Here is a 19466-nt window from a genome sequence, read left to right on the forward strand (position 1 = left end):
CTATTGCGCGTCCCGTAAGACGCGGAAACCTACCGCCGAATTGCGCAGAATAATCCTGTCGGCCCATTGCCCGTCGTTGCGGAAGTGGTTTTTAGCGGGCACTACCCACGAGGCACCACGAAAAACCGCATTTGAACAGTCGCCTTTGAAGCAGGTGTTGGTCCATTGCCAGACATTGCCTACCGCATCATAGAGACCCAGTTGATTGGGCGGAAAGGCCCTGACCGGAGAGGTATAGGTATACCCGTCGTCGCAGGTCAGAAACTTCCGGCCATCTTCAGGAAAAGCAGCTTTGAAATTGGCATCTGCGGCGTTCGCGCGGTCACAGATTTCGGCGAAATCATCACCCCACCAAAAGGCCGTTTCCGCCCCCGCCGCCGTGGCGGCTACGGATTCTTCGTAGGTTGGCAAACGGTAATACTGACCAGTCTTCTCGCTAAGCCAGTCCGTATATGCTGTGGCCTCAAGCCAGTTCATGCAAACCGCAGGATGATCCGGCCCCTGTTCAAACCCCGGGTCAGACCAGCCTTTGCCGGGTGTGTTCTTCCATCGTTTGGCGATACGGATAAAACAGCTTTCATCGCCGGGTAATTCGGTTTCTGCAGCAAACTCGGCAAATTGTGCGCGGGTGATCAAAGTTGCGGCGATAGCAGAGCCATTTTCCAACAAGATCATCTCGGGACAGCTATCACAATCGCGAAAGACATTACCCGAGCTTGTCTCGTTCTGCGCCCATGCAATGCCCCCGGCAAAACAGAAAATCAGGACGTGGAAAAACCAACTTATATGTGTCATTCGAACTCCCTCACCACACGAATGCCATAGGTATTGAAAGGTACCGTTACGCTGTTGAAAATGCTTTTGGTCATCCTCAGATCCGATGGCGGGCTTGACCAGCCCCCGCTCAGCAGAAGCCGTTCCTCGCACGCAGCGGACACACAATCACTTGTCCAGATCCAGACATTACCCACGGCATCCAGCAGGTTAAAGGGATTGGCCTCATAACTGTCCACGGGGGTTGTCCCCACGGCGTCCAGCGCCCGACCGCACCCCAGACACGTTGCGCGATCCCGCCCAATCTGCTGACCCCACCAATAGTTTGTCGTTGCCGACGCCATCACCGCGTAAGTCAGCTCTTCGGCGGTGGGCAGTCGATAAGGCTTGCCAGTCTTGTCGCTGAGCCAATCGGCATAGGTTTCGGCCCCCTCATAGGTGATGCAAGTCGCCGGGTGTCGCGGACCCTGTTCAAAACCCGGAAAGTTCCATTTGCACCCCCAACCAGCGTTTTTGTAGCCGGTTTCCTGAACATAAGCGCGGAATTCTTCAACCATCACCGGGGCGCGGGACATATACAACCCGTCCGGCAGGATCACCATCTCAGGGCAGATATCGCAGTCTTTTTCAACACGAAGTTCAGGGGTCGGCAACAGAAGCTGTGCGTCAGCCAAAACGGGCATGATCCCGATCAATAGGATCGCGTACACTCTCAATTTCCAAGGCTCCGCAAAACCGGTTCGGCCCCTTCAACACCCAATGTCACGGCAACGGTCAGCAAGGATCGGGCTTTGGACAGATCGCGCTCACCCCCTAATCCATCGCGATAGAGGATGCCCAGATTGGCCATCGCCAGCCCATTGCCCTGATCTGCCGCCCGGTCCAGCCACAGGCGTGCCATCTTCTCGTTCTTGCGCAATCCCTGCCCCGCGGTCAGCATGATCCCCGTTGCCGTCAACGCATGACTGTCGCCCAGCGCCGCAGCCGATAGCAGGAGATCCACGATCTGTTGCGGTGTAAGACGGCCCGTTTGCGAGGCACCGATGGTGGCCTGATAATTGCGTACCGCCCGGCGCGTCGGGGCATCAAGAACGCCGGAGATATCAGAGACCTGATGCCCCAGCGCATTCAAACCGTATTGAATGAACTGCACTGGTATCTGCGTCACCTTGCGCTTGATTTCCCGCTCAAGTCGAACATCACTGACATCTTCGGGCAAGGCTCCGTCAGCCAGTGAGGCAACGATCTCTTCGGCGCGCAGGGTCGCTTCGAGGCGCTGTTGCGCCAGGTCGGAGAACGCGCCTTGAGGATAGAGCGACAGGAACATGCGGAAATCCGAAGCCGCATGAGAGTTTTCGATAGAGCGCCAGTGGATTTCCTCAAGCGTCATGCGGTTGCGCTCGATCTCGTCCTGCAATTCCTGCAGTTCTTCGCGGGCAATATCGGCCAATATCCCCTCGGGGAACGTTTGTAGGAAATTGTTCCATTCTTCTTCGGTATTGGTCGCCCGCGCCCGGACAAATCCCGACTGCGCCGCGCTTGCGCGTTCCTCGGATTGTTCCAGCGCGGTGATTTTCAGACGCGCCACCGAAGCGAAATTCCCGTCAGGAAAGGCTTGCAGAAAAGCTGCGTAATCCTCGCGCCGGTTCGTGCTGGCAATCGCCTGCCACGCCTCAGCCTCGGTGCGGGCGCTGCTGTCCAGACGTTGCAGCGTACTGTTTTCATCAAAGAAAAAACGACCGATTAACGAGTTATTCTCCCACGGCAATTGCCGTTGCTGCGTAGCTGCAAAGACATCGCGCCGCACGTCAGCCATCATCAGACGAATATCAGTGTTAGGCGTCGAGATGTGCTTCAACAAAGCCGTGGTAAACGGGCTGTTACGCCCCTCGCCGTCATACGCGACATTCCCCGGTGCTGTCGCAAAGGCAATGTACGACCCCCCATCCGCCCTCACCCGTGCCAGGCCCCGCCCGAACCCGTCCACTTGCCCGCCTATCGGTATATCACTGGTCAGCGGATTGTCCCTGCAGGCGTCAAGCAGAACAATCGATGTTTCGGTGAATTGGTTCATCAAACCAACCACGCGGTTTACTGTAATCGTCTCGTCAGACAGGTTGCGGTCGCGGTTTATTTGGGCATCCACCGGAATCAGGTGGTTCTCATTGTTCACCTGCACACCGTGTCCTGCATAGAAAAACAACGATGTATCTGCGCCTTCAATCTCGGTTGCGAAATTCAGCAGTGAGGCCCGGAAAGCGTGCAGGCTCAGATCGGTGGCGAGTATGACCTCGAACCCAAGCTCTTCAAGCTTGGTGGCAACATCTGTGGCGTCGTTGACTGGATTTCGCAGCTTGCCAAGAGTGCCCTGATAGGCCGAGTTGCCAACGACAAACGCAACCCGCTTGCCCGCCCCCGGTCCGGCAGACTGAGCAAATACGTCATCTGTCAACGCTTGAAAAAAAAGCGTTGAGATTATTAAAATTCTAAGCCACACCATCCAGAACCGAATAGTCGAACATCTGTAAAGCCTTAAAGTAGCTTGTTCCTTATACGCGAAAACGGTAGGTTTAGCGACAAAGATATTAGAATTTAAACACATTCAGAGACAGCCGGAGACCCAGCCCGTGACCACCAACAGCCTGGCCCTTGTGACCGGATCACTGGGACTTGTCGGGGTTGCTGCTGTGCGCAGATTTACGGCGTTGGGGTTTGACGTTGTCGGCATAGACAATGATATGCGGCGGGTGCTGTTTGGGGACGCCGCCAGCAATGCAGGTAAACAGGCAGCGCTTGCCGCCAGCTGCCCAGGTTACCAGCACTACAATCTGGATATTCGCGACGACGAGGCAATCAGAGCCTTGTTTCGCAAGATCGGTCGGGGTCTGGCTGTGGTCGTCCACGCAGCCGCGCAGCCTTCGCATGATTGGGCGGCGCGTGATCCTTTCACCGATTTCGCCATCAATGCCACTGCAACTTTGAACTTGCTTGACGCGTGCCGCACTTTCGCTCCGGACGCGGCATTTCTTTTTACATCCACGAATAAGGTCTACGGCACCCGTCCTAATCTGCTGCCATTGCAGGAACATGACAGCCGGTTGGAACCTTCGCCGGACCACCCGTTTTACGCACATGGTATCGATGAATCCATGTCCATCGATCAGACACAGCACAGCCTGTTCGGAGTATCAAAAACTGCGGCAGATCTGATGGTTCAGGAATATGCCACCCGCTTTGACCTGAGAGCTGCGGTGTTCCGGGCTGGATGTCTGACGGGCGAGGATCACAGCGGTTCCAAAGCGCACGGGTTTCTGTCCTTCCTCTGTCGGACCGCCTTACGTGGCGAATGTTATGAAGTGATCGGCAATGGCGGCAAGCAGGTGCGCGATAATTTACATGCAGATGATCTGGCCGAGGCGTTCGTGCGCGTCATGCAGGGCAACAAACTTTTGGGCGTCTATAACATGGGCGGCGGGCGTGGCAGCTCGGTTTCTGTAATCGAGGCGCTGGATATCGCACAGGACCTGCTAGGCCGCGAAGTGCCGCGCCGGATTAACCCCGAACCCCGCTATGGTGATCATCAGTGGTGGATTTCGGATACACGCTCGTTTCAAACCGATTACCCCGGCTGGGCACCACGTTATTCAGCACGGGACCTGATCGCGCGTATGTTAGGGCAATAACGTGTCCAGACGCGCAGACACGGCGTCATATATCTCGAATTCGATGGCGTTGTTCGCGCGAAATACGGCGATGTCTTCCTCTGTCGCGTCCTCGGTTCGCAAGCTTGCGTTTTCATGCGGCAGCACATCCGGTGCAGGTTTGCCGAGCTTGGCTGCCAAATAGTCCATACACGCAGGTATCCGTTCGAGCGTGCCGACAAACCAATAACTGTCCAGCACCTGTCGCCAGTTGCTTTCATCACACTCGAAATGCGTCAGAAAGATCCCTTCGTTGCTCCGCAGGTACTCTCCCAGCGGGACGGGTTGATAGGTTTGATCATAGTCGAGCCGCAGTTTCTTTTCATAGGCGTGAATTGAAATCGCACGCTCCAGCGGGTCACGCAGAAAAGTGATTTTGCGCCAGCGATCTGAGTTGGCAGTTTGCGGATATCTTTCCGTCAACCGGGCCCGATCGGCTGCAAAATGACCACATAGCATCGTCTTCGCTCCCAAACTATCCAGATCCAAGGCTGGTGGCATGATATAGGCCCAGGGCGCGCGATAATCTTCGGCCAGTTCGAACCAACTGCTGAAGATCCGCTTCAGACTGGTGCCGCCTGTTTTTGGCATGTGGTGAAACAGATAACGCGGCTCCGGGCCGCCTTGGGACTTGGGCAGCAGCAGGTCCTCAAACCAGCGCGCGAATTCGTGCTGCTTCATCGCCGTTTCCCGACTTTCCGCAATCCGGGCTCGCACCTCAGATAAGCGGGCGGGATCACCAGCCAGATCAGCCACAATATCCACATAGGCCTGATGCGAATTGGCAATCAGATCACCCAGCCCGAATTCTGCCAGCCAACCTGCAGCTTGATGTCCGCGCTGCGTTTTACCTTGCAAGGCAACAACGGGCAGACCGCATTGCAACGCTTCAACCGTGGTCGTTGCCCCGGAATACGGGAAGCTGTCCAGATACAAATCCGCTGCAACCAACACCTGTTTGACTTCTGCATTCGGGATCGGAGGGAGGATGCGGATCCGGCGCGGATCGACATCGGCGGTTTTACAGGCCTCTGCCACTCGGGCATTGAAAATCGATCCGTCATAGGTCTGCTGCCAGCTGGCGGCAAAAGGATAAAGCACCAGCACAGCCTCGGGAACGGCTGCCAACGCGCGGGTCCAGACTTGTAGAACTTCCGCGCCTATCTTGTCCGTCATTGCACCACTGACAAGCATTACCGCCCCAGCATCGATGCCGACTCGCTTACGAGTCACCTGTATCGCATCCACATTCACCCTGGGTGCCGGAGGTATGTCGAACGCCTGCCCAGCGCCGGGGGCCCAATGTATCGTCTCAGTATAGTCATCGGAAGCGCATGAAGGGGCCACGGATTTACCAAGAACAAAACTGTCAACACTGGCAAATCCGGTAGTCGCCGGGAAAACCGCCGACAATGCAATCTGCCTTGGCGCCAATCGATGCGCGCAAAGCTCGGCCATGAAGCAATGGCCATAAAAATTGGCACCAAGCAGCATCACATCCACCTGAGCTCTGCGAATGGAGACCACCGTCTCGGATAGGGAATACCCGGCAAGGCCGACCACCCGACAGCCTTCAAAGCCCGAGTCGGGGGCCGCATTCTGTTCTGTCAAAAACAGCGTCACTTCGACCCGGTCAGCAGAGAGCTTGCGTAACAATGCGCGCCATATCCAAGTCTCAGGCGAAGGTTTCGTGTTGTGCAGGACCACCCCAATTCTGAACGGGCCACGACGCGGCCCGCGCGCACGGGTTTGCGGCGCGAACAAATCGAACCCGGCCCTCAGCAGCTTGGCCTCAAGCGCCTGTGCAAAAGCTTGAACATGCGGTCGCAGCGGCAGATCACTGAACAGCAACTGCCGGGCGCGGAAGGATGTAACCACCTGCCCCGCCAAAAGACCAAGGGGGCTGTTTTCCGGGCTATTGGCGATAACTTCGCGCGCCTGAGACAGTATCGAAACCAAGTGATCCTGATAGGCCTGTAATTCAGATTTCTTGGTGCCAGCAACTGGATCGGCAACGAGGTAAGCCCCAAGTATCCGGGCGAAATCCGGCGTCAGCTCGGGCAAGGCGGTCAGCTCTGTTCCCTGCAGAGTTATATATCCGGGACCCTGCAGCATTCGAAGCGCCAGATCACGCAACCAATCAGCCCGATCCAGCGGTTCAAACTTTTGTTTGCAGCTTGGAAGTTTTGCCGACAATTGCGTCAGCATATCCAAGTCATTCGCTGCCAGCCCACCAAATGCGGCTGAGGGGCTAAGCGCAGAAATAGCGGCGGTCAGCTCGTCTCTGAATGCTTCGAGTTTTGAATAATCGGCCCCTTGCCGCAACGCTTGCCGCAGCTGTTTCAGAATGCGCGCGACCTGCATATCCGGCAAAGCCGGGACGGGCTGAGCCAGCGCTTGTTCTTGCCCGTTGTCGGCAGCAACTCCAATCCGGTTCAGCCGCAGACCACCGTGGTTTCCGACAAGCCCGTCATCTTGGTTATCCTGTGGGCGAGTAGCGGCGTAGATATCGATTTCTATCCGATGCCGGGGGCCCGCCAGAACGCCGTCAAGATCGACTTCGACAATTCCCGCCCCGGTTAGCTGTACCGTTGCTCGGGCAGTGCCGCCCACATTGATCACCAGCACCAGCCGATCCCGCAGCGCGATTGGGTCCAAAGGCTCCAGATCAAGGCGCAGAACGGAACCGGTGCGAACAGCCGCCTGCGACACCACAATCTGTGCGGTGCTTCCAAACATCATCGCGGTGCCGTCCGGATCATGCATCCAGCCATCGGACAGGAACGACGACAAGGCCCTCCCTGTGCCCGGACCAGCCCAGCCACCCGGAACCAGTGCAGGCAACTCATACCGCCCAACCGGACCCTCGGGTAGCCAAGACATGCTTTGAATTTCGATGACCGGGTCATCCAGGAATTCCTGTGGTTGCAGGTCAAATCTCAGCACGGCCGGGCTGTCAAAAACGTCCATCATATGTGGAATTTCGATCAAGCACTGTCCCGAAGGACCGATTTCAGCGTGGTATACCGCGTCACGTATTCCAATTGTCAAAGACCCTGGCACTTGATCCGGTGAAAAACTCAACTGCAGGCAAAAGGGCGGCTTTAGGGGCGGCACAGCCAGTGACAGTGCCTCGCCAGAACCAATCAACCGCTCGCCCGACAACACGTGACCATTTTTCGTCTGCACCACATCCCCAAAACCCGACATCAGAGCACTGCCAGCCACCGGCACGACAGCTGAAGCTGGTTCAGCTGGCTCCGGCTCCAACCCGATGCGCTGGATTTGCAGGCGATGGGCTTTGCGCCAAATCCTGGAAAACACGCCAAATCGCCCGGGAAACTGATCCGTAATCCGTAGCTCAATATCATCCGGGGGGGGAGGCAACCTTGCTGCTTCGGGCAGCACGACTGTTATAGTTTTCTTCGATATGACTTCTTCAGATCCCACTGGCAATCCATTGTGAAAGACTGCGATCTCAACGGGTAGATCTGAACGCGGAACAACATCCAAGCTAAGCTTGGCGGGTCCGGACCAGACCCGCGCAAAGCTGAACCGCCCTCTCCCGGCACTCAGGTCAGCACCACCCGTGCTGTGATCACGGGACCACTCCGGACCTGTCAGCCACTCCATGGGATCCTGGGGCGGTTCAGATTCCGGCGACAGACGGGCCTCAAAAGGTGTGCGAGTGGCTCCAGGCGCGGCAAGATCGCGGGTCAATCTGCGGCCTCGTAGAATATCGAGTGCAGTGCGCAAGAAACGTCGTTGATACCGGGGATCAACACTCCATTTCCTGATGGTTCGGCTGAAACGGGCGCAGGTGAGATAAAGCCACAGGCTAGAGGTTACTCGCCCGCCTTGAGCAAGCGACAATGCTCGTTTCCTAAATGCAGCCAGAGATCCCGTGTCAAACACGAGGTTTTCGGCCTTCATCTGACATCGCGACGCCGCAAACAGCAATTTCGTGCGATCGGAACGCGACAAATCACGCCCTGCGCGATCAGACAACGCGATAAGGTCCAAGCCAGCCTGCGCAATGTCACGCAAACCGCGGTTGGCCCGCCACGGGCCTGTGACGCCACTGCGGAAATAGTTGTTCTGCCCATGAACACGATATGCCCCCAGCGTCTGCCGGATTTGCCGGATCGGGGCCGCCAGGACCGCCACCCGAATAAGCAGCGCATCTGCACTTATGCGCCAGCGTTCCGTGGGCAGAGGAAAGGCCCAAGCAACAACGTCACGGCGAAAGGCATTTCCGCTGGTGGGCATGAACGGAATCGTCAGTTGGCTGAGCATCCGGCCCAGAAGATCGTCGTCAGGCAAGTCCATTGCATATTGCCCGATCCCTCGCCCCTGACCGTCGATCATGCAAAGCCCAAAGGACAAAGCCGATATTTCGTCGCTCCACAACCGGCGCACAACCTCGATGGCCTGCGGTTCAAGCTTGTCATCTGCGTCAACGAACATCACGATCTTACCGTGGCTGGCGGCAAAACCAGCATTGAACGCCGCTGCCTGCCCGCCATTGGGTTGATCAATCACGGTGATCCCCTGCTGGAGCGCCAATATTTCGGAGCTGCCATCGGTTGAGCCATCATTTACCACAATGATCTCGTCCGGCACGCAGGTCTGAGCATACAAACTGTCCAGGCACGCCTGAAGATAGTGTCCGTAATTGTAGTTGGTTACGATTACGGAAACCGAGAGCAAATTGCTGCTTTCAATGGAAGAGGTATCAGGTTTCACGCGCTGATATTCGGGAGCTATCCGCTATAGCCGTCAGACGCGCCTTCACGCCCATCGCCGCCATCACCGCGATCCACCTGTATCCCAAGAGCTTGTTTTACGCCGGGTGAAAGCGAGCTTACAACCGCAGGGCTTAAACCCTGAACAACAGCGTCGCTAATCCGGCTAAGGGTAGCTGGCGATTGATCTTGCAGCAGTTTTCGCACCAGCATGCTGTCAGGATAACCGCGCAGAAACTGTTCGACCGATGCCACGGTACCCTGAGATTTCGCTGCTTCAAATGCTGCAATCTCGTCCGGAGATGCGGTTATGCTAGGGGTTGGACCACCCGATGAAGACTCAATTGCATCGATAAGATCGCACCCAGCCAACGGAATGGCCGATACAGCCACGCCCATCAAAATCTTCTTCCTCAAATTCCGTGGTCTGGATGGTTTTGCCATCGGTCCACCTCGTACATATGAAATAATATGAGTATGACCTTTGCGCGAGTTCCCAGTCAACCTTTTGCAATTGGACCGCTCATCGCTTTGCGATCAATGCCAGGTAGGGATCTGATCCGGCAGAGGGAAGGATAGCACGGTTCTGTTCTACGCCGCGCGCTGGCACAGGCGGTCAACGACGCCACAGTTCTGGAGCTCGCCTATAACAACCTCGGCAGCGTCGCAGAAAACCATCACGTCTCGCCCAAACATCCTGAATATGCCGACATCAGTGCTCCGAAGCGCGATGCCGGAGCTGCCCTGGCCCTGTTGGAAGAGGCCGGGATGAGCGATTACGAATTCGACCTCGTTACGCTCGACAGCGCATTCTGGAAGGCCACGGGTGATGCGATCGCCGGCCAGCTGCGCGATGCGGGCATAAACGTGAAACGCACGGTCTACCCGTCTTCGACCTTCTGGAACGAATGGGCGAGTTACCCCTTCTCGGTCACCAACTGGAACCACCGTCCGCTTGGCATCCAGACTTTCGCGCTTGCCTACAAAAGCGGAGCAAGCTGGAGCGAGACCGGTTTCGAGAATACCGAGTTCGACGCGATGGTCGATCAAGCTTTGGCGACGCCAAACCCGGACGCCCGGTGCGAGATCATGGCCAAGCTGGAACAGATCACGGTCGACGAGGGCGTCATCATTCAGCCCTACTGGTGGTCGCTACATAATCACCGCAACAGCAATCTAAAAGGAGCTGCAGTGCATATCTCCAATGAAATTTACCCACAATACATGTACTGGGAATCCTGAACTTAGCTGCTTGTCCGGGCCGGTCCCGGGCGGGCGAAATCCACGGATAAGAGATGCTGGATACTGTTTTACTTGTTACCGGGTGCGTCAACTTGGCATTCATGGCGGCCTGGCTAACGATAGATGAGTTTGAGAATGTGTTTCACCCGTTCTTAAACGAAACCTATACAGCGCAGGTTATGGATATGGAACGTATGCGTGAGGAATATCCAGAAGCCTACGTACATGTTGCTTACTGGCACCTCACCAACTGAAAGATCCGACGCCGGTTGTTCTCGTTCATTGTCGGCTTGGAGTTGCTGACCGTCGCCGGGCTTTGGCTTGGTGTTGGAGCACTGGCGGGCGCAGCCTTAGGCATTGTCATCATTTCAGTGGGGTTGTCGCTGGGCCTGATTGGCGCATTGCTGTTTTGTACCACCTGGGCCGGATTTCTTATCGCAGGGAATTACTTCTGCCACTGGTTCGGGCATGAAGGAGGTCAGAATACTCATCTCCAAATGTTGCTTTGGGGCCTTGCCAATAGCGTTGGACTGATCGCACTGGCCATCTATTTTGCCTGACGTTAGGACATGGAACACTATGATGTGGATTCGCACCGCACTAGTTATTCAGCAACATCGTTTTGACCGATCCTACAAGTCGCTCATTACACGAAAGTGTGAATCGTCGATGTTCATTGTGTTTCTTACCATCATCTCTATTGATCGATCAATTTCCGGATCGTCAGGTTCAAAAACTGCACACGCCTTAAGAGCGTCCTTAATGTTGGTTTCTTTTCCGAGGAAGCAATAGAGAACGCGCGCGCAAAGCGGTTCTCTGGAACTGCTGGTCGAGACTCCGAGCTTCAGTCCGGGAAGCCGATTGTGACGGTTCTTGAAATTAGGATAAAGAATTGTCTGACTGATTTCTTCGCCAGTGATCGCATCGAAATCGACCTGAAAGATGCGGTCGTTCAGGTAGAAAGCCAGCCCGTTATAGCGACCATGCATGCGGGCCTTGTCCCGGCCCTTGATCGCCATGTTTTCGATGCGCGAGTAACGCGTGACACCTCCTTCTGTCGACAGTCGTACCAGAGTCCGCAAGATCAATCCCGGATATGTCATGGCATAGGAATATTCGTGGTAGAAACCATCATACCGGGACAGATCATTGCGAGAGCGCCTGGCCAATTGTTCCAGATAGGCAGAATAGGCCAATGGGCCAACGTTGGCGTCACGCCGAAGTCGAACCAGTTCCGCAAAATTATCATGCGGAAGTAATATCTCGCCTTCTTCGACACCAAAAAAATCGCAGATCTTCGCAAGGGCATGTTGCGATGGCCGAGAGGCACCATTGAGGTATTTGTTGAACTGCGACCGGTTGATCTTCAGCTGACGACAAACCTCGGCCACAGACTTGAAATGGTTCGTCAGCAACCTCAGGTTCCGTTGGAAATCATCCGTCATATTTGGCCTGCTCCCTTCTTTTCGGACCACCGAATCCGAAAACGTCAGATATTTTGATCAACACCGGACAATAATGTGGCGCTATCTGGCGCTCATGCAAGACCTTTTTGCAACTGGTTGCATCACCTCACCAAATTGAGTCGAACGCGGGCCCGGTGCTACCAGACTTGATGCGGTGCGGCGATCAGACCATTGCCCACGGCGCATGGTCATCACTAACAGGGAAACATAGGAAACATGGGAATTTTCGACGGCCTGTTCGGCGCCATCAATGACCTGACATGGGGTTGGTCGCTTGTACCAATTCTTGTCATCTTCGGCGTCTTCATCACTCTACTGACCGGTTTCGTTCAGTTTCAGTTTTTCAAGCGCATGTTCCGTGTGCTGTCTTCAAACAACCAAAGCGCTGATCCTAATGCCATCTCGGCTAGGCAGGCGCTATTGGTGTCGGTCGGCGGTCGCGTTGGTGGCGGGAACATCGCCGGGGTTGCGGTTGCCATTACGCTTGGTGGCCCGGGCGCGGTGTTCTGGATGTGGGCGATCGCGATTGTCGGTATGGCTACCAGCTTGGTCGAATGCTCGCTGGCGCAGCTTTATAAGCGTCGTCAGGAAAATGGAGATTTCCGCGGCGGACCCGCACGTTCCATCATACACGGGCTTGGTCAGCAGTACCGTTGGCTGGCCATTGTTTATGCGATCTGCCTGATCGCGTCCTTTGCCATCGGTTTCAACGCATTCCAAGGCAACACGGTTGCAGGCGCTGCAGAAGAAAGCCTTGGCCTTAGCCGTTTTGTCACCGGTGCAGTGCTCACAGTGATTGCCGGCTTCGTGGTTTTTGGCGGCATTCATCGGATTGCCAAAGTAGCGGATGTGGTTATTCCTATCATGGCAATGGCTTATCTGCTGATGGCCTTTGTGATCATCCTGATCAACATCGCTGACGTACCGGGTGTGTTCGTCTCGATTATTGCGAACGCCTTCGGTTGGGAAGAAGCAGTCGGTGGCGGCATGGGCGCGGCCATTGCGAACGGTCTGCGACGTGGTCTGTTTTCGAACGAAGCCGGCTTGGGTTCGGCTCCGAACGTGGCCGCAACAGCGGATGTACGTCACCCGATCAGCCAGGGTATCACCCAGTCGTTCTCGGTCTTCATCGACACGATTGTCATCTGCACATGCACCGCTTTGGTCGTGTTGCTGAGCGACGTCTATCAGCCCGGTGCAGATATCGATGGGGTGGTCCTGACGCAGCAGTCGTTGGTAAGCCATCTGGGCGAGTGGACCCAGTATTTCCTGACGTTCATCATCCTGCTGTTCGCGTTCAGTTCGATCATCTACAACTACTATCTGGGTGAAAACGCGCTGACCGTGATTACCAAACACCCCATGGCGATCAACGTTCTGCGCGTTGCTATTATGGGTATCGTGTTTCTTGGGGCGACAGCGCCGGGTGCGACATCGGTGTTCGCATTCTCTGACCCCGCAATGGGCCTGCTAGCCCTGGTCAACCTTGTCGTGATCATGATGCTGCTGCCGACATGCCTCCGCATCTTGCAAGACTTCCGTAAGCAGCTTGCAGCAGGTGTGGAACGCCCAGTTCTGAACCCAGACGATTTTCCTGATCTGGACATCGATCGCACGGCATGGACCGGGAAAGTGAAAGACTGATTTCCACAAAGGAGCGTGACGGATTTATGTTCGTCTTCAATGCTCGAGCTCTAACTAACTTGAACCTCGCCAGTTTTGGCGAGGTTCTTTGTTGTATTAGAGGAAACAGAAATTTCCGGTCCGAATTGCACATGAAATCAGGCCCGACATGCGGCCAACGCGTGAGGGGATCCTAATGAACGATGTGTTGCAGAACATTGCGGCTGAAATATTCAAACAGGATGACTGGGGGCGAACGGCTCAGTACATTCCCGAACTTGCTGAAATTGACCCAAAGCAGTTCGCGATAAGCGTATGCCTGAACGATGGGCATGTGTTTAGCGCGGGCTCGGCTGACACACCATTTTCCATACAGAGTGTATCAAAGGTCTTTACGCTTGTGGCAGCGCTTGGGCGAGTGGGGGACCAACTATGGAAAAGGGTTGGCAGAGAACCATCGGGGGCCACTTTCGATTCTGTCGTACTATTGGAAATCGAGAAAGGTCGACCTCGCAATCCATTCATCAACGCTGGCGCGATTGTTACCACGGATGCTTTGCTATCCAAGCGAGAGCCTAAAATTGCACTTTCAGAAATGCTTGGACTTGTTCGGCAAATGGCCGGATCAGACGAAATTCATATCAATCGCAGGGTAGCCGCGTCCGAACAGGCGACCGGATCCAGAAACATTGCGCTTGCGCATTACCTCAAATCCCATGGGAACCTCTTTAATTCACCGGAACTTACGCTTGGGGTTTATTTTCATCAATGTGCGATCGAAATGACGACCAAACAGTTGGCAATGGCTGGCCGCATTCTTGCTGGGTTGGATGGCGCTCCTCGCGTTATTTCGCGACATCATGCCCGCCGGGTAAACGCTCTGATGATGACTTGCGGACACTACAACGGTTCGGGTGATTTCGCTTTCCGGGTGGGTCTGCCCGGAAAGAGCGGTGTTGGTGGTGGTTTGCTTGTTATCGCACCAAAAATCGCTTCTATCGCATTGTGGTCTCCTGGGCTGAATACTTATGGCAATTCGCATGCCGGAACACGCGCTGCTTCAATGCTCTCTCAAGCGACAAATTGGTCGGTCTTTTAGGTAGCTCCAAGATGGTTTTAGCCGTCTAAAAGTAATGAGAAGACTGAATTCGACTTGTCGAGATAATACCCAGATACAGATTGTCCGTAGCACATGACGCCGCGCGGCACCCTGGTTCTGCCCGTCCAACAAATGGTGGCAATCGCGGTTGCGACCGCAGAATGACAGCACCGTATCTAATGATCGCTTTGGGTCGTTTTCACCTGCGTGAAGCGGGGCAGTCGACGATATGTCGCGACTAGCTCGCCATCAGTATAGTGCTGGTTAGCTTACGGCTCCGAATGCTTCTCGAATTGCATCAGCCATCGCTCCGCAAATCTCAGGATCATTTTTCTGACCATACTCAATCACAAGCTTGGATGCGGGCAGCGGCAGAAACCCGTTCTCGGCGGTTAGTTTAACCATGTCGTATGTCAACATGTCCGCGTTCAGAACACCGATGGCCACACCCGCCCGAACGGCTGCAGCAATGCCCGAAGCGCTTTCACTGGAATAGACAACCCGATAGTCGCGGCCGCCTTCATTCAGTGCATTCACCGCTACGTCCCGCCACCAGCAATCACGGTCAAACAACGCAACAGGCAATGGGTCTGCTTCGTGAATGGCATAGGCCCGCGATCTTGCCCAGACAATGTGTTCATCTTTCAGGGGCTCCATATTGGGGCCTAATTCCGCGACTTCGTGAACAGCGATATCCAACTGCCCGGAAGCCAATGCAGCTGAATAGCCAGTGCTCAATGAACGCTGTACATTGAGTTCCACTTTAGGATTGTCGCGGGCAAAGTCCGCGATGATTTTAGACAACAACTCAGAACTATGGTCGTCGGGGATTCCAATTCGAAGCACCCCGGTCAGCTCTATTCCGGTTAGCTCCGCAAAGATGTCATTGAGCTCTCCTACGACTTTTCTGGCGACTGGCTCAAGCCGTTCTCCAACGGTGGTCAGACGCACGCCTCGACCGTGACGCACAAAGACGTCGTTACCCAGAAGCTCCTCCAGTTTTCGGATTTGCATACTGGCGGCAGACTGGGTGCGATGGATTTTCTCCGCGCCCGCGAGAATGCTGCCGGTATCCCTGACAGCAAGGAAGGTTCTCAGCAGATCGCTATCCAGATGCGGCATGACAAGGTTTCGTATTCTCTTATACCTGCCTTCAATACTATTCGATTTTCCGAGTTCACTCAAGTTGCTATTTGTAGCGCAGCCTTTGAAAGGACGTGCCATGGCAAACGACAGCACTCTCGCTCCCAGAATCTCAAAAACGAAAATCCTGATAACTGTGCTGCTTGTCTCCATGGTGGGAATTTCTGTTACCTTTCCCGCCAAGGCCATGGAGACGCTTTCGTTTGTGGCAATCAGCCTGCTTCAGGTTTCGCCGCTTGTCATTCCCGGAATTCTGATCGCGGCATGGGTCAGCGCCAGCGGGGCCAGCGGCCAAATCGCCGAGGTGTTTAACGGCAACCTGCTCAAAACAATCGTTGCAGCCTCTTTGATCGGAGCGGTGACACCTGTCTGCGGTGTTACGGTTCTGCCCTTAATGTCTGGATTGTTGGCCGCCGGTGTTCCGCTGGCACCTGTCATGGCATTCTGGCTGTCATCGCCTGTCACCGATCCAGCCATGCTGGCCACAACCATCGCTACCTTGGGGATGAGTTTCGCAATCGGCAAAACGCTTGCCGCTATGGCACTGGGTTTGTTAGGAGGAGGGGTAACCGCGCTGCTTCGCAGCCAATCTTGGGCCCAGTCGGCGCTGCGTGATAACGCGCTTATCGGAAACCTCGGGCCGGTCTGCCAGGCGAATGAAATCGAATGGGCTGTCTGGCGTTCACGGGAGTATCGCCGTCACTTTAAGACCGAGTTCGTCGCGATAGCGCGTCTCGTCCTGATTTGCTTAATCCCGGCCTTTGCGGCCGAGTTTGTTCTGCAAAGCCTGTTGGAGCCTGAAGCTTTGTCGTCTTACATGGGTGGCGACGTATGGTGGGCCATACCGCTGGCGGTCATTGTTGGTGCTCCTGCTTATCTGGATGGATACGCCGCTTTGCCGCTGACCCGCTCCCTTATGGATCATGGCATGTCGCCCGGCGCAGCGATGGCGTTTCTGGTATCGGGTGGCGTCGTCAGCATTTGGGGCGCAATGGCGATCTTTCCAGTACTGAAGTTGAAACCGTTTTTGCTCTACCTCTCCCTAGCGGTAGGTGGCTCAATGGCAGCAGGTTGGGTTTTTGGAATGTTCGGTTAGCATTGCGATATCCGTTGTCGCCAAAAAAGTTGCTAAGCATTCTGGACCAGATCTGGATGTCGGCACCACGAAAGGTAGATCATGGCACACCGCCGACTTCGGGCAACGCGTCGACATCGAGGGAGCAACGAATGGCCGGTTCGGTTAAGCTGCATCGAGGCTTGGCTTGACGCAGTGAATAACCGGAGTGGAGCGCCGGGCGTAAGGCGCCTGCGCCTCTCCACTGCAGCACTGCACCCTAAGACCATCTTGGTCGATGCGGCATGTTGTATGGATGGGAGTGCTCAGACAGAGCTACGCGCATTAGGATTCCGTCGGTGCATAGCTTCCGTCTTCGCGGTGAACTTCGCGACCGCTAAGCGGTGGATTAAATACGCAGACAAGTCGCAGATCAGCGTCTGTCGCTTGCACTAAGTGCCGGTCATTTTGATCCAAAGCATAGAGGGCGAATGGTTCAAGGGAATGCCAGGTTTCATCGCAAGACGCTCTGATCTGCCCTAGGCCCTCGATACAGTAACACGCCTCTAGATGATGGGTGTACTCAAGCTCAAGCACGATACCTTTTTTGATGATCGTATCCGTCAGCGAGAACCCCATCCCATCCGAGGCAAGCAGTAACCTTCTGCTATTCCAACCCGGACCGGAAACGTCTCGATCTGTACCAAGGATATCTGTGAGTGCCGTAACAATCATTTATCATCACCTATTCTCTAACGAACTGCGCGGTTCATCCCGCCGTCGGACAGTACACTCTGACCGTTGATATACCGAGCTCCATCGCTGGCAAGAAACACGCAGGCTTGTCCAATTTCTTCGAACGTCGCGGGCCGCTGCGCCGGGATGGACCTGCGGGCCTCCTCAGACAGGTTCACGTTCTCGCAAAAACCAGGCAACAGGTTGTTCATGCGAATGTTGTGCCGCGCATACCGATCCCCGTAAAGCTTCGAGAAACTGTGCAAAGCGCCGCGCAACATACTCATGGGATAGGGCGCGCGTGGCTCAACCGCATTCATGGACGAGATGTTTACGAAAGCACCCCCGCCTTGTTCAATCAGAATGGGCGTGACGATACGGGCAATCTTCACGACATTCAGCACATACATATCCAGGCTTTCGTGCCATAACGCGTCACTGAGCTCCAATAGCGGCCCATCGAAATCAGGATCGAAGCCGACGGTTTTGATGGCTTCTGGCACAGTTCCGCCGTGGCCCATGTTGCTGACAATTGCATCAATCCGGCCATACCTGCTCATGGTGCTATCGATCATCGCTTGCAAATCATCGACATCCAAAACAGAGCCGCGGCGACCTATACCTCCAAGTTCTTCCGCCAGTTCGACAGAACGGTTGGAGGGGGACATCAGCGAGACTTTGTAGCCAGCCTTTGCCATTTCAATGGCGCAGCCCCGGCCAATGCCTTGTCCTGTACCTGTCATCAGCGCAACTTTGACTTCGGGCATAGTGTTTACTCCCTCTGGGCGCATTGGGTGTGAGATTTACTAGGTTGAGATCAGTATAACTTCTCAAACTTCAGGGTGCCTATCGAGTTTTTAGAACACTGCTGTTAGATTTTCTCACATGATGGAAAACCTCAGACATCTTAGGGCGCTTCAGGCCTTTGACGAAACCGCAACCCATTCCAGCCTGACTAAGGCAGCGGATGTTCTGAACGTTACCCACGGGGCGATCAGCCGGCAAATCAAGTTGCTGGAACTGCATCTTGGCGTGACGCTCTTTCACCGCCGCCCCAATGGCGTTGAACTGACCACCGCCGGGGAGCGCCTGCATCAATCGACACGCAGCGCGTTTTCTGCATTGCAATTGGGCGTGACGGAGGTGAAGCGATTACATCACCGCCAGTCGATTACAGTGTCCCTGTCCACATCGCTGGCGCTCAATTGGCTTGTTCCGTTACTGAGCTCGTTTCAGCAAGAGCATCCGGGTATCGCACTGTTGCTGGACACAAATGATGCCTATGCAGATTTTGACACATCCGAGGTCGATGTAGCTCTGCGGTTCGGAGAACCCGGCTGGGATGGGTTGTATCATGAGCAGTTAAGACATGAGGAACTGATTGTCGTGGCGGCGCCGTCCCTTGTTGACCAAGCAAAGCTACCAATGCGTGCCGAAGACGTGGCTGCTCTCCCACTATTGCACGATGCTTTCAACGTTGGATGGGAAACCTGGGCTGTGCAAGTCGGGCTGAACGCAGATCAGATCAACTCGCAAAGTATCAAATACGTCGACAGTGCCGTTCTGTTGGAGGCGGCGATTGACGGACAAGGCGTGGCCTTGGCAAGACATCTCTTGGCAGAGAGAGACTTGAAACTTGGTCGACTGATCCGTCTTGATGATAGCCGTGTTCCGCTGGATCGTGGGCTCTACTTCGTCTGCCGCCCGGGCGATCAGGAGCGGGAATGTGTGAGAATTTTCAAGAAGTGGCTTATGTCGATTTGAGATTCGGGTTCGCGCTGTGCAACTTAGCTCTGCGTCTTGGTTTGACCTTGTGGCGAGCGCCCGGCACCACGGGCCGTATCGCAGCATCAAACCGTCGTGACGAATGGCAGGTTCAGGCTG

Annotated in this window: 15 protein-coding genes and 1 pseudogene; 7 read left to right on the top strand and 9 right to left on the bottom strand. The window is 55.1% G+C overall.

Going from position 1 to position 19466, the window contains the following annotated elements; genetic code table 11:
* From ACR3EM_RS18785 to ACR3EM_RS18795, 3 genes are read right to left on the bottom strand one after another with little or no spacing between them, the layout of a single operon-like run.
* Entirely contained in the window at positions 1 to 795 is a 795-nt protein-coding gene (locus tag ACR3EM_RS18785) for a formylglycine-generating enzyme family protein (protein ID WP_480472163.1), read from the bottom strand.
* Positions 792 to 1484, bottom strand: coding sequence for a formylglycine-generating enzyme family protein (locus ACR3EM_RS18790; protein WP_480472164.1), 693 nt, complete (start codon positions 1482 to 1484; stop codon positions 792 to 794). The genes ACR3EM_RS18785 and ACR3EM_RS18790 overlap by 4 nt, the downstream gene beginning before the upstream one ends.
* A 2-nt stretch (positions 1485 to 1486) precedes the next feature.
* The gene (locus ACR3EM_RS18795) at positions 1487 to 3226 is read right to left on the bottom strand and encodes a caspase family protein (protein WP_480472165.1); all 1740 of its coding nucleotides are present in this window, start codon (positions 3224 to 3226) and stop codon (positions 1487 to 1489) included.
* A 175-nt stretch (positions 3227 to 3401) separates the two neighbouring features.
* Between ACR3EM_RS18795 and ACR3EM_RS18800 the strand changes: the two genes are divergently transcribed.
* Positions 3402 to 4457: an NAD-dependent epimerase/dehydratase family protein gene (locus ACR3EM_RS18800; protein ID WP_480472166.1), complete on the top strand. Its 1056-nt coding sequence runs from the start codon at positions 3402 to 3404 to the stop codon at positions 4455 to 4457.
* Here the strand turns inward: ACR3EM_RS18800 and ACR3EM_RS18805 are convergent.
* Positions 4446 to 9221 carry a glycosyltransferase gene (locus tag ACR3EM_RS18805; protein ID WP_480472167.1) on the bottom strand — a complete coding sequence of 1592 codons (4776 nt, stop codon included), beginning with the start codon at positions 9219 to 9221 and terminating at the stop codon, positions 4446 to 4448. The two genes, ACR3EM_RS18800 and ACR3EM_RS18805, sit on opposite strands and share 12 nt — an antisense overlap.
* A 17-nt stretch (positions 9222 to 9238) precedes the next feature.
* Entirely contained in the window at positions 9239 to 9619 is a 381-nt protein-coding gene (locus ACR3EM_RS18810) for a hypothetical protein (protein WP_480472168.1), read from the bottom strand.
* Between the two features lie 204 nt (positions 9620 to 9823).
* Here ACR3EM_RS18810 and ACR3EM_RS18815 point away from each other — a divergent pair, with 204 nt between their 5' ends.
* On the top strand, positions 9824 to 10462 hold the full coding sequence (locus ACR3EM_RS18815; RefSeq protein ID WP_480472902.1) for an ABC transporter substrate-binding protein: 639 nt from the start codon (positions 9824 to 9826) through the stop codon (positions 10460 to 10462).
* Between the two features lie 53 nt (positions 10463 to 10515).
* A pseudogene (locus ACR3EM_RS18820) lies at positions 10516 to 11022 on the top strand (DUF2165 family protein).
* A 72-nt stretch (positions 11023 to 11094) separates the two neighbouring features.
* Here ACR3EM_RS18820 and ACR3EM_RS18825 read toward each other — a convergent pair.
* Positions 11095 to 11907: a helix-turn-helix domain-containing protein gene (locus ACR3EM_RS18825; RefSeq protein WP_480472169.1), complete on the bottom strand. Its 813-nt coding sequence runs from the start codon at positions 11905 to 11907 to the stop codon at positions 11095 to 11097.
* Between the two features lie 237 nt (positions 11908 to 12144).
* On the opposite strand from ACR3EM_RS18825, the gene ACR3EM_RS18830 reads away from it, so the two are divergent.
* Both ACR3EM_RS18830 and ACR3EM_RS18835 read left to right on the top strand, forming a co-directional pair.
* Positions 12145 to 13572 carry an alanine/glycine:cation symporter family protein gene (locus tag ACR3EM_RS18830; protein WP_480472170.1) on the top strand — a complete coding sequence of 476 codons (1428 nt, stop codon included), beginning with the start codon at positions 12145 to 12147 and terminating at the stop codon, positions 13570 to 13572.
* A gap of 175 nt (positions 13573 to 13747) precedes the next feature.
* Positions 13748 to 14650: a glutaminase gene (locus ACR3EM_RS18835; RefSeq protein WP_480472171.1), complete on the top strand. Its 903-nt coding sequence runs from the start codon at positions 13748 to 13750 to the stop codon at positions 14648 to 14650.
* Positions 14651 to 14914: 264 nt separating this feature from the next.
* On the opposite strand, the gene ACR3EM_RS18840 is transcribed toward ACR3EM_RS18835, so the two are convergent.
* Positions 14915 to 15772 carry a LysR substrate-binding domain-containing protein gene (locus ACR3EM_RS18840; RefSeq protein ID WP_480472172.1) on the bottom strand — a complete coding sequence of 286 codons (858 nt, stop codon included), beginning with the start codon at positions 15770 to 15772 and terminating at the stop codon, positions 14915 to 14917.
* On the opposite strand from ACR3EM_RS18840, the gene ACR3EM_RS18845 reads away from it, so the two are divergent.
* Positions 15771 to 16889: a permease gene (locus tag ACR3EM_RS18845; RefSeq protein ID WP_480472173.1), complete on the top strand. Its 1119-nt coding sequence runs from the start codon at positions 15771 to 15773 to the stop codon at positions 16887 to 16889. The two genes, ACR3EM_RS18840 and ACR3EM_RS18845, sit on opposite strands and share 2 nt — an antisense overlap.
* A gap of 303 nt (positions 16890 to 17192) precedes the next feature.
* On the opposite strand, the gene ACR3EM_RS18850 is transcribed toward ACR3EM_RS18845, so the two are convergent.
* Both ACR3EM_RS18850 and ACR3EM_RS18855 read right to left on the bottom strand, forming a co-directional pair.
* Positions 17193 to 17582, bottom strand: coding sequence for an ectoine synthase (locus ACR3EM_RS18850; protein WP_480472174.1), 390 nt, complete (start codon positions 17580 to 17582; stop codon positions 17193 to 17195).
* A 17-nt stretch (positions 17583 to 17599) separates the two neighbouring features.
* Positions 17600 to 18349 carry an SDR family oxidoreductase gene (locus ACR3EM_RS18855; protein ID WP_480472175.1) on the bottom strand — a complete coding sequence of 250 codons (750 nt, stop codon included), beginning with the start codon at positions 18347 to 18349 and terminating at the stop codon, positions 17600 to 17602.
* 121 nt (positions 18350 to 18470) lie between these two features.
* Here ACR3EM_RS18855 and ACR3EM_RS18860 point away from each other — a divergent pair, with 121 nt between their 5' ends.
* On the top strand, positions 18471 to 19346 hold the full coding sequence (locus ACR3EM_RS18860) for a LysR substrate-binding domain-containing protein (RefSeq protein WP_480472176.1): 876 nt from the start codon (positions 18471 to 18473) through the stop codon (positions 19344 to 19346).
* Positions 19347 to 19466 lie beyond the last annotated feature (120 nt).

It is taken from the genome of Ruegeria sp. AH3 (assembly GCF_056536265.1).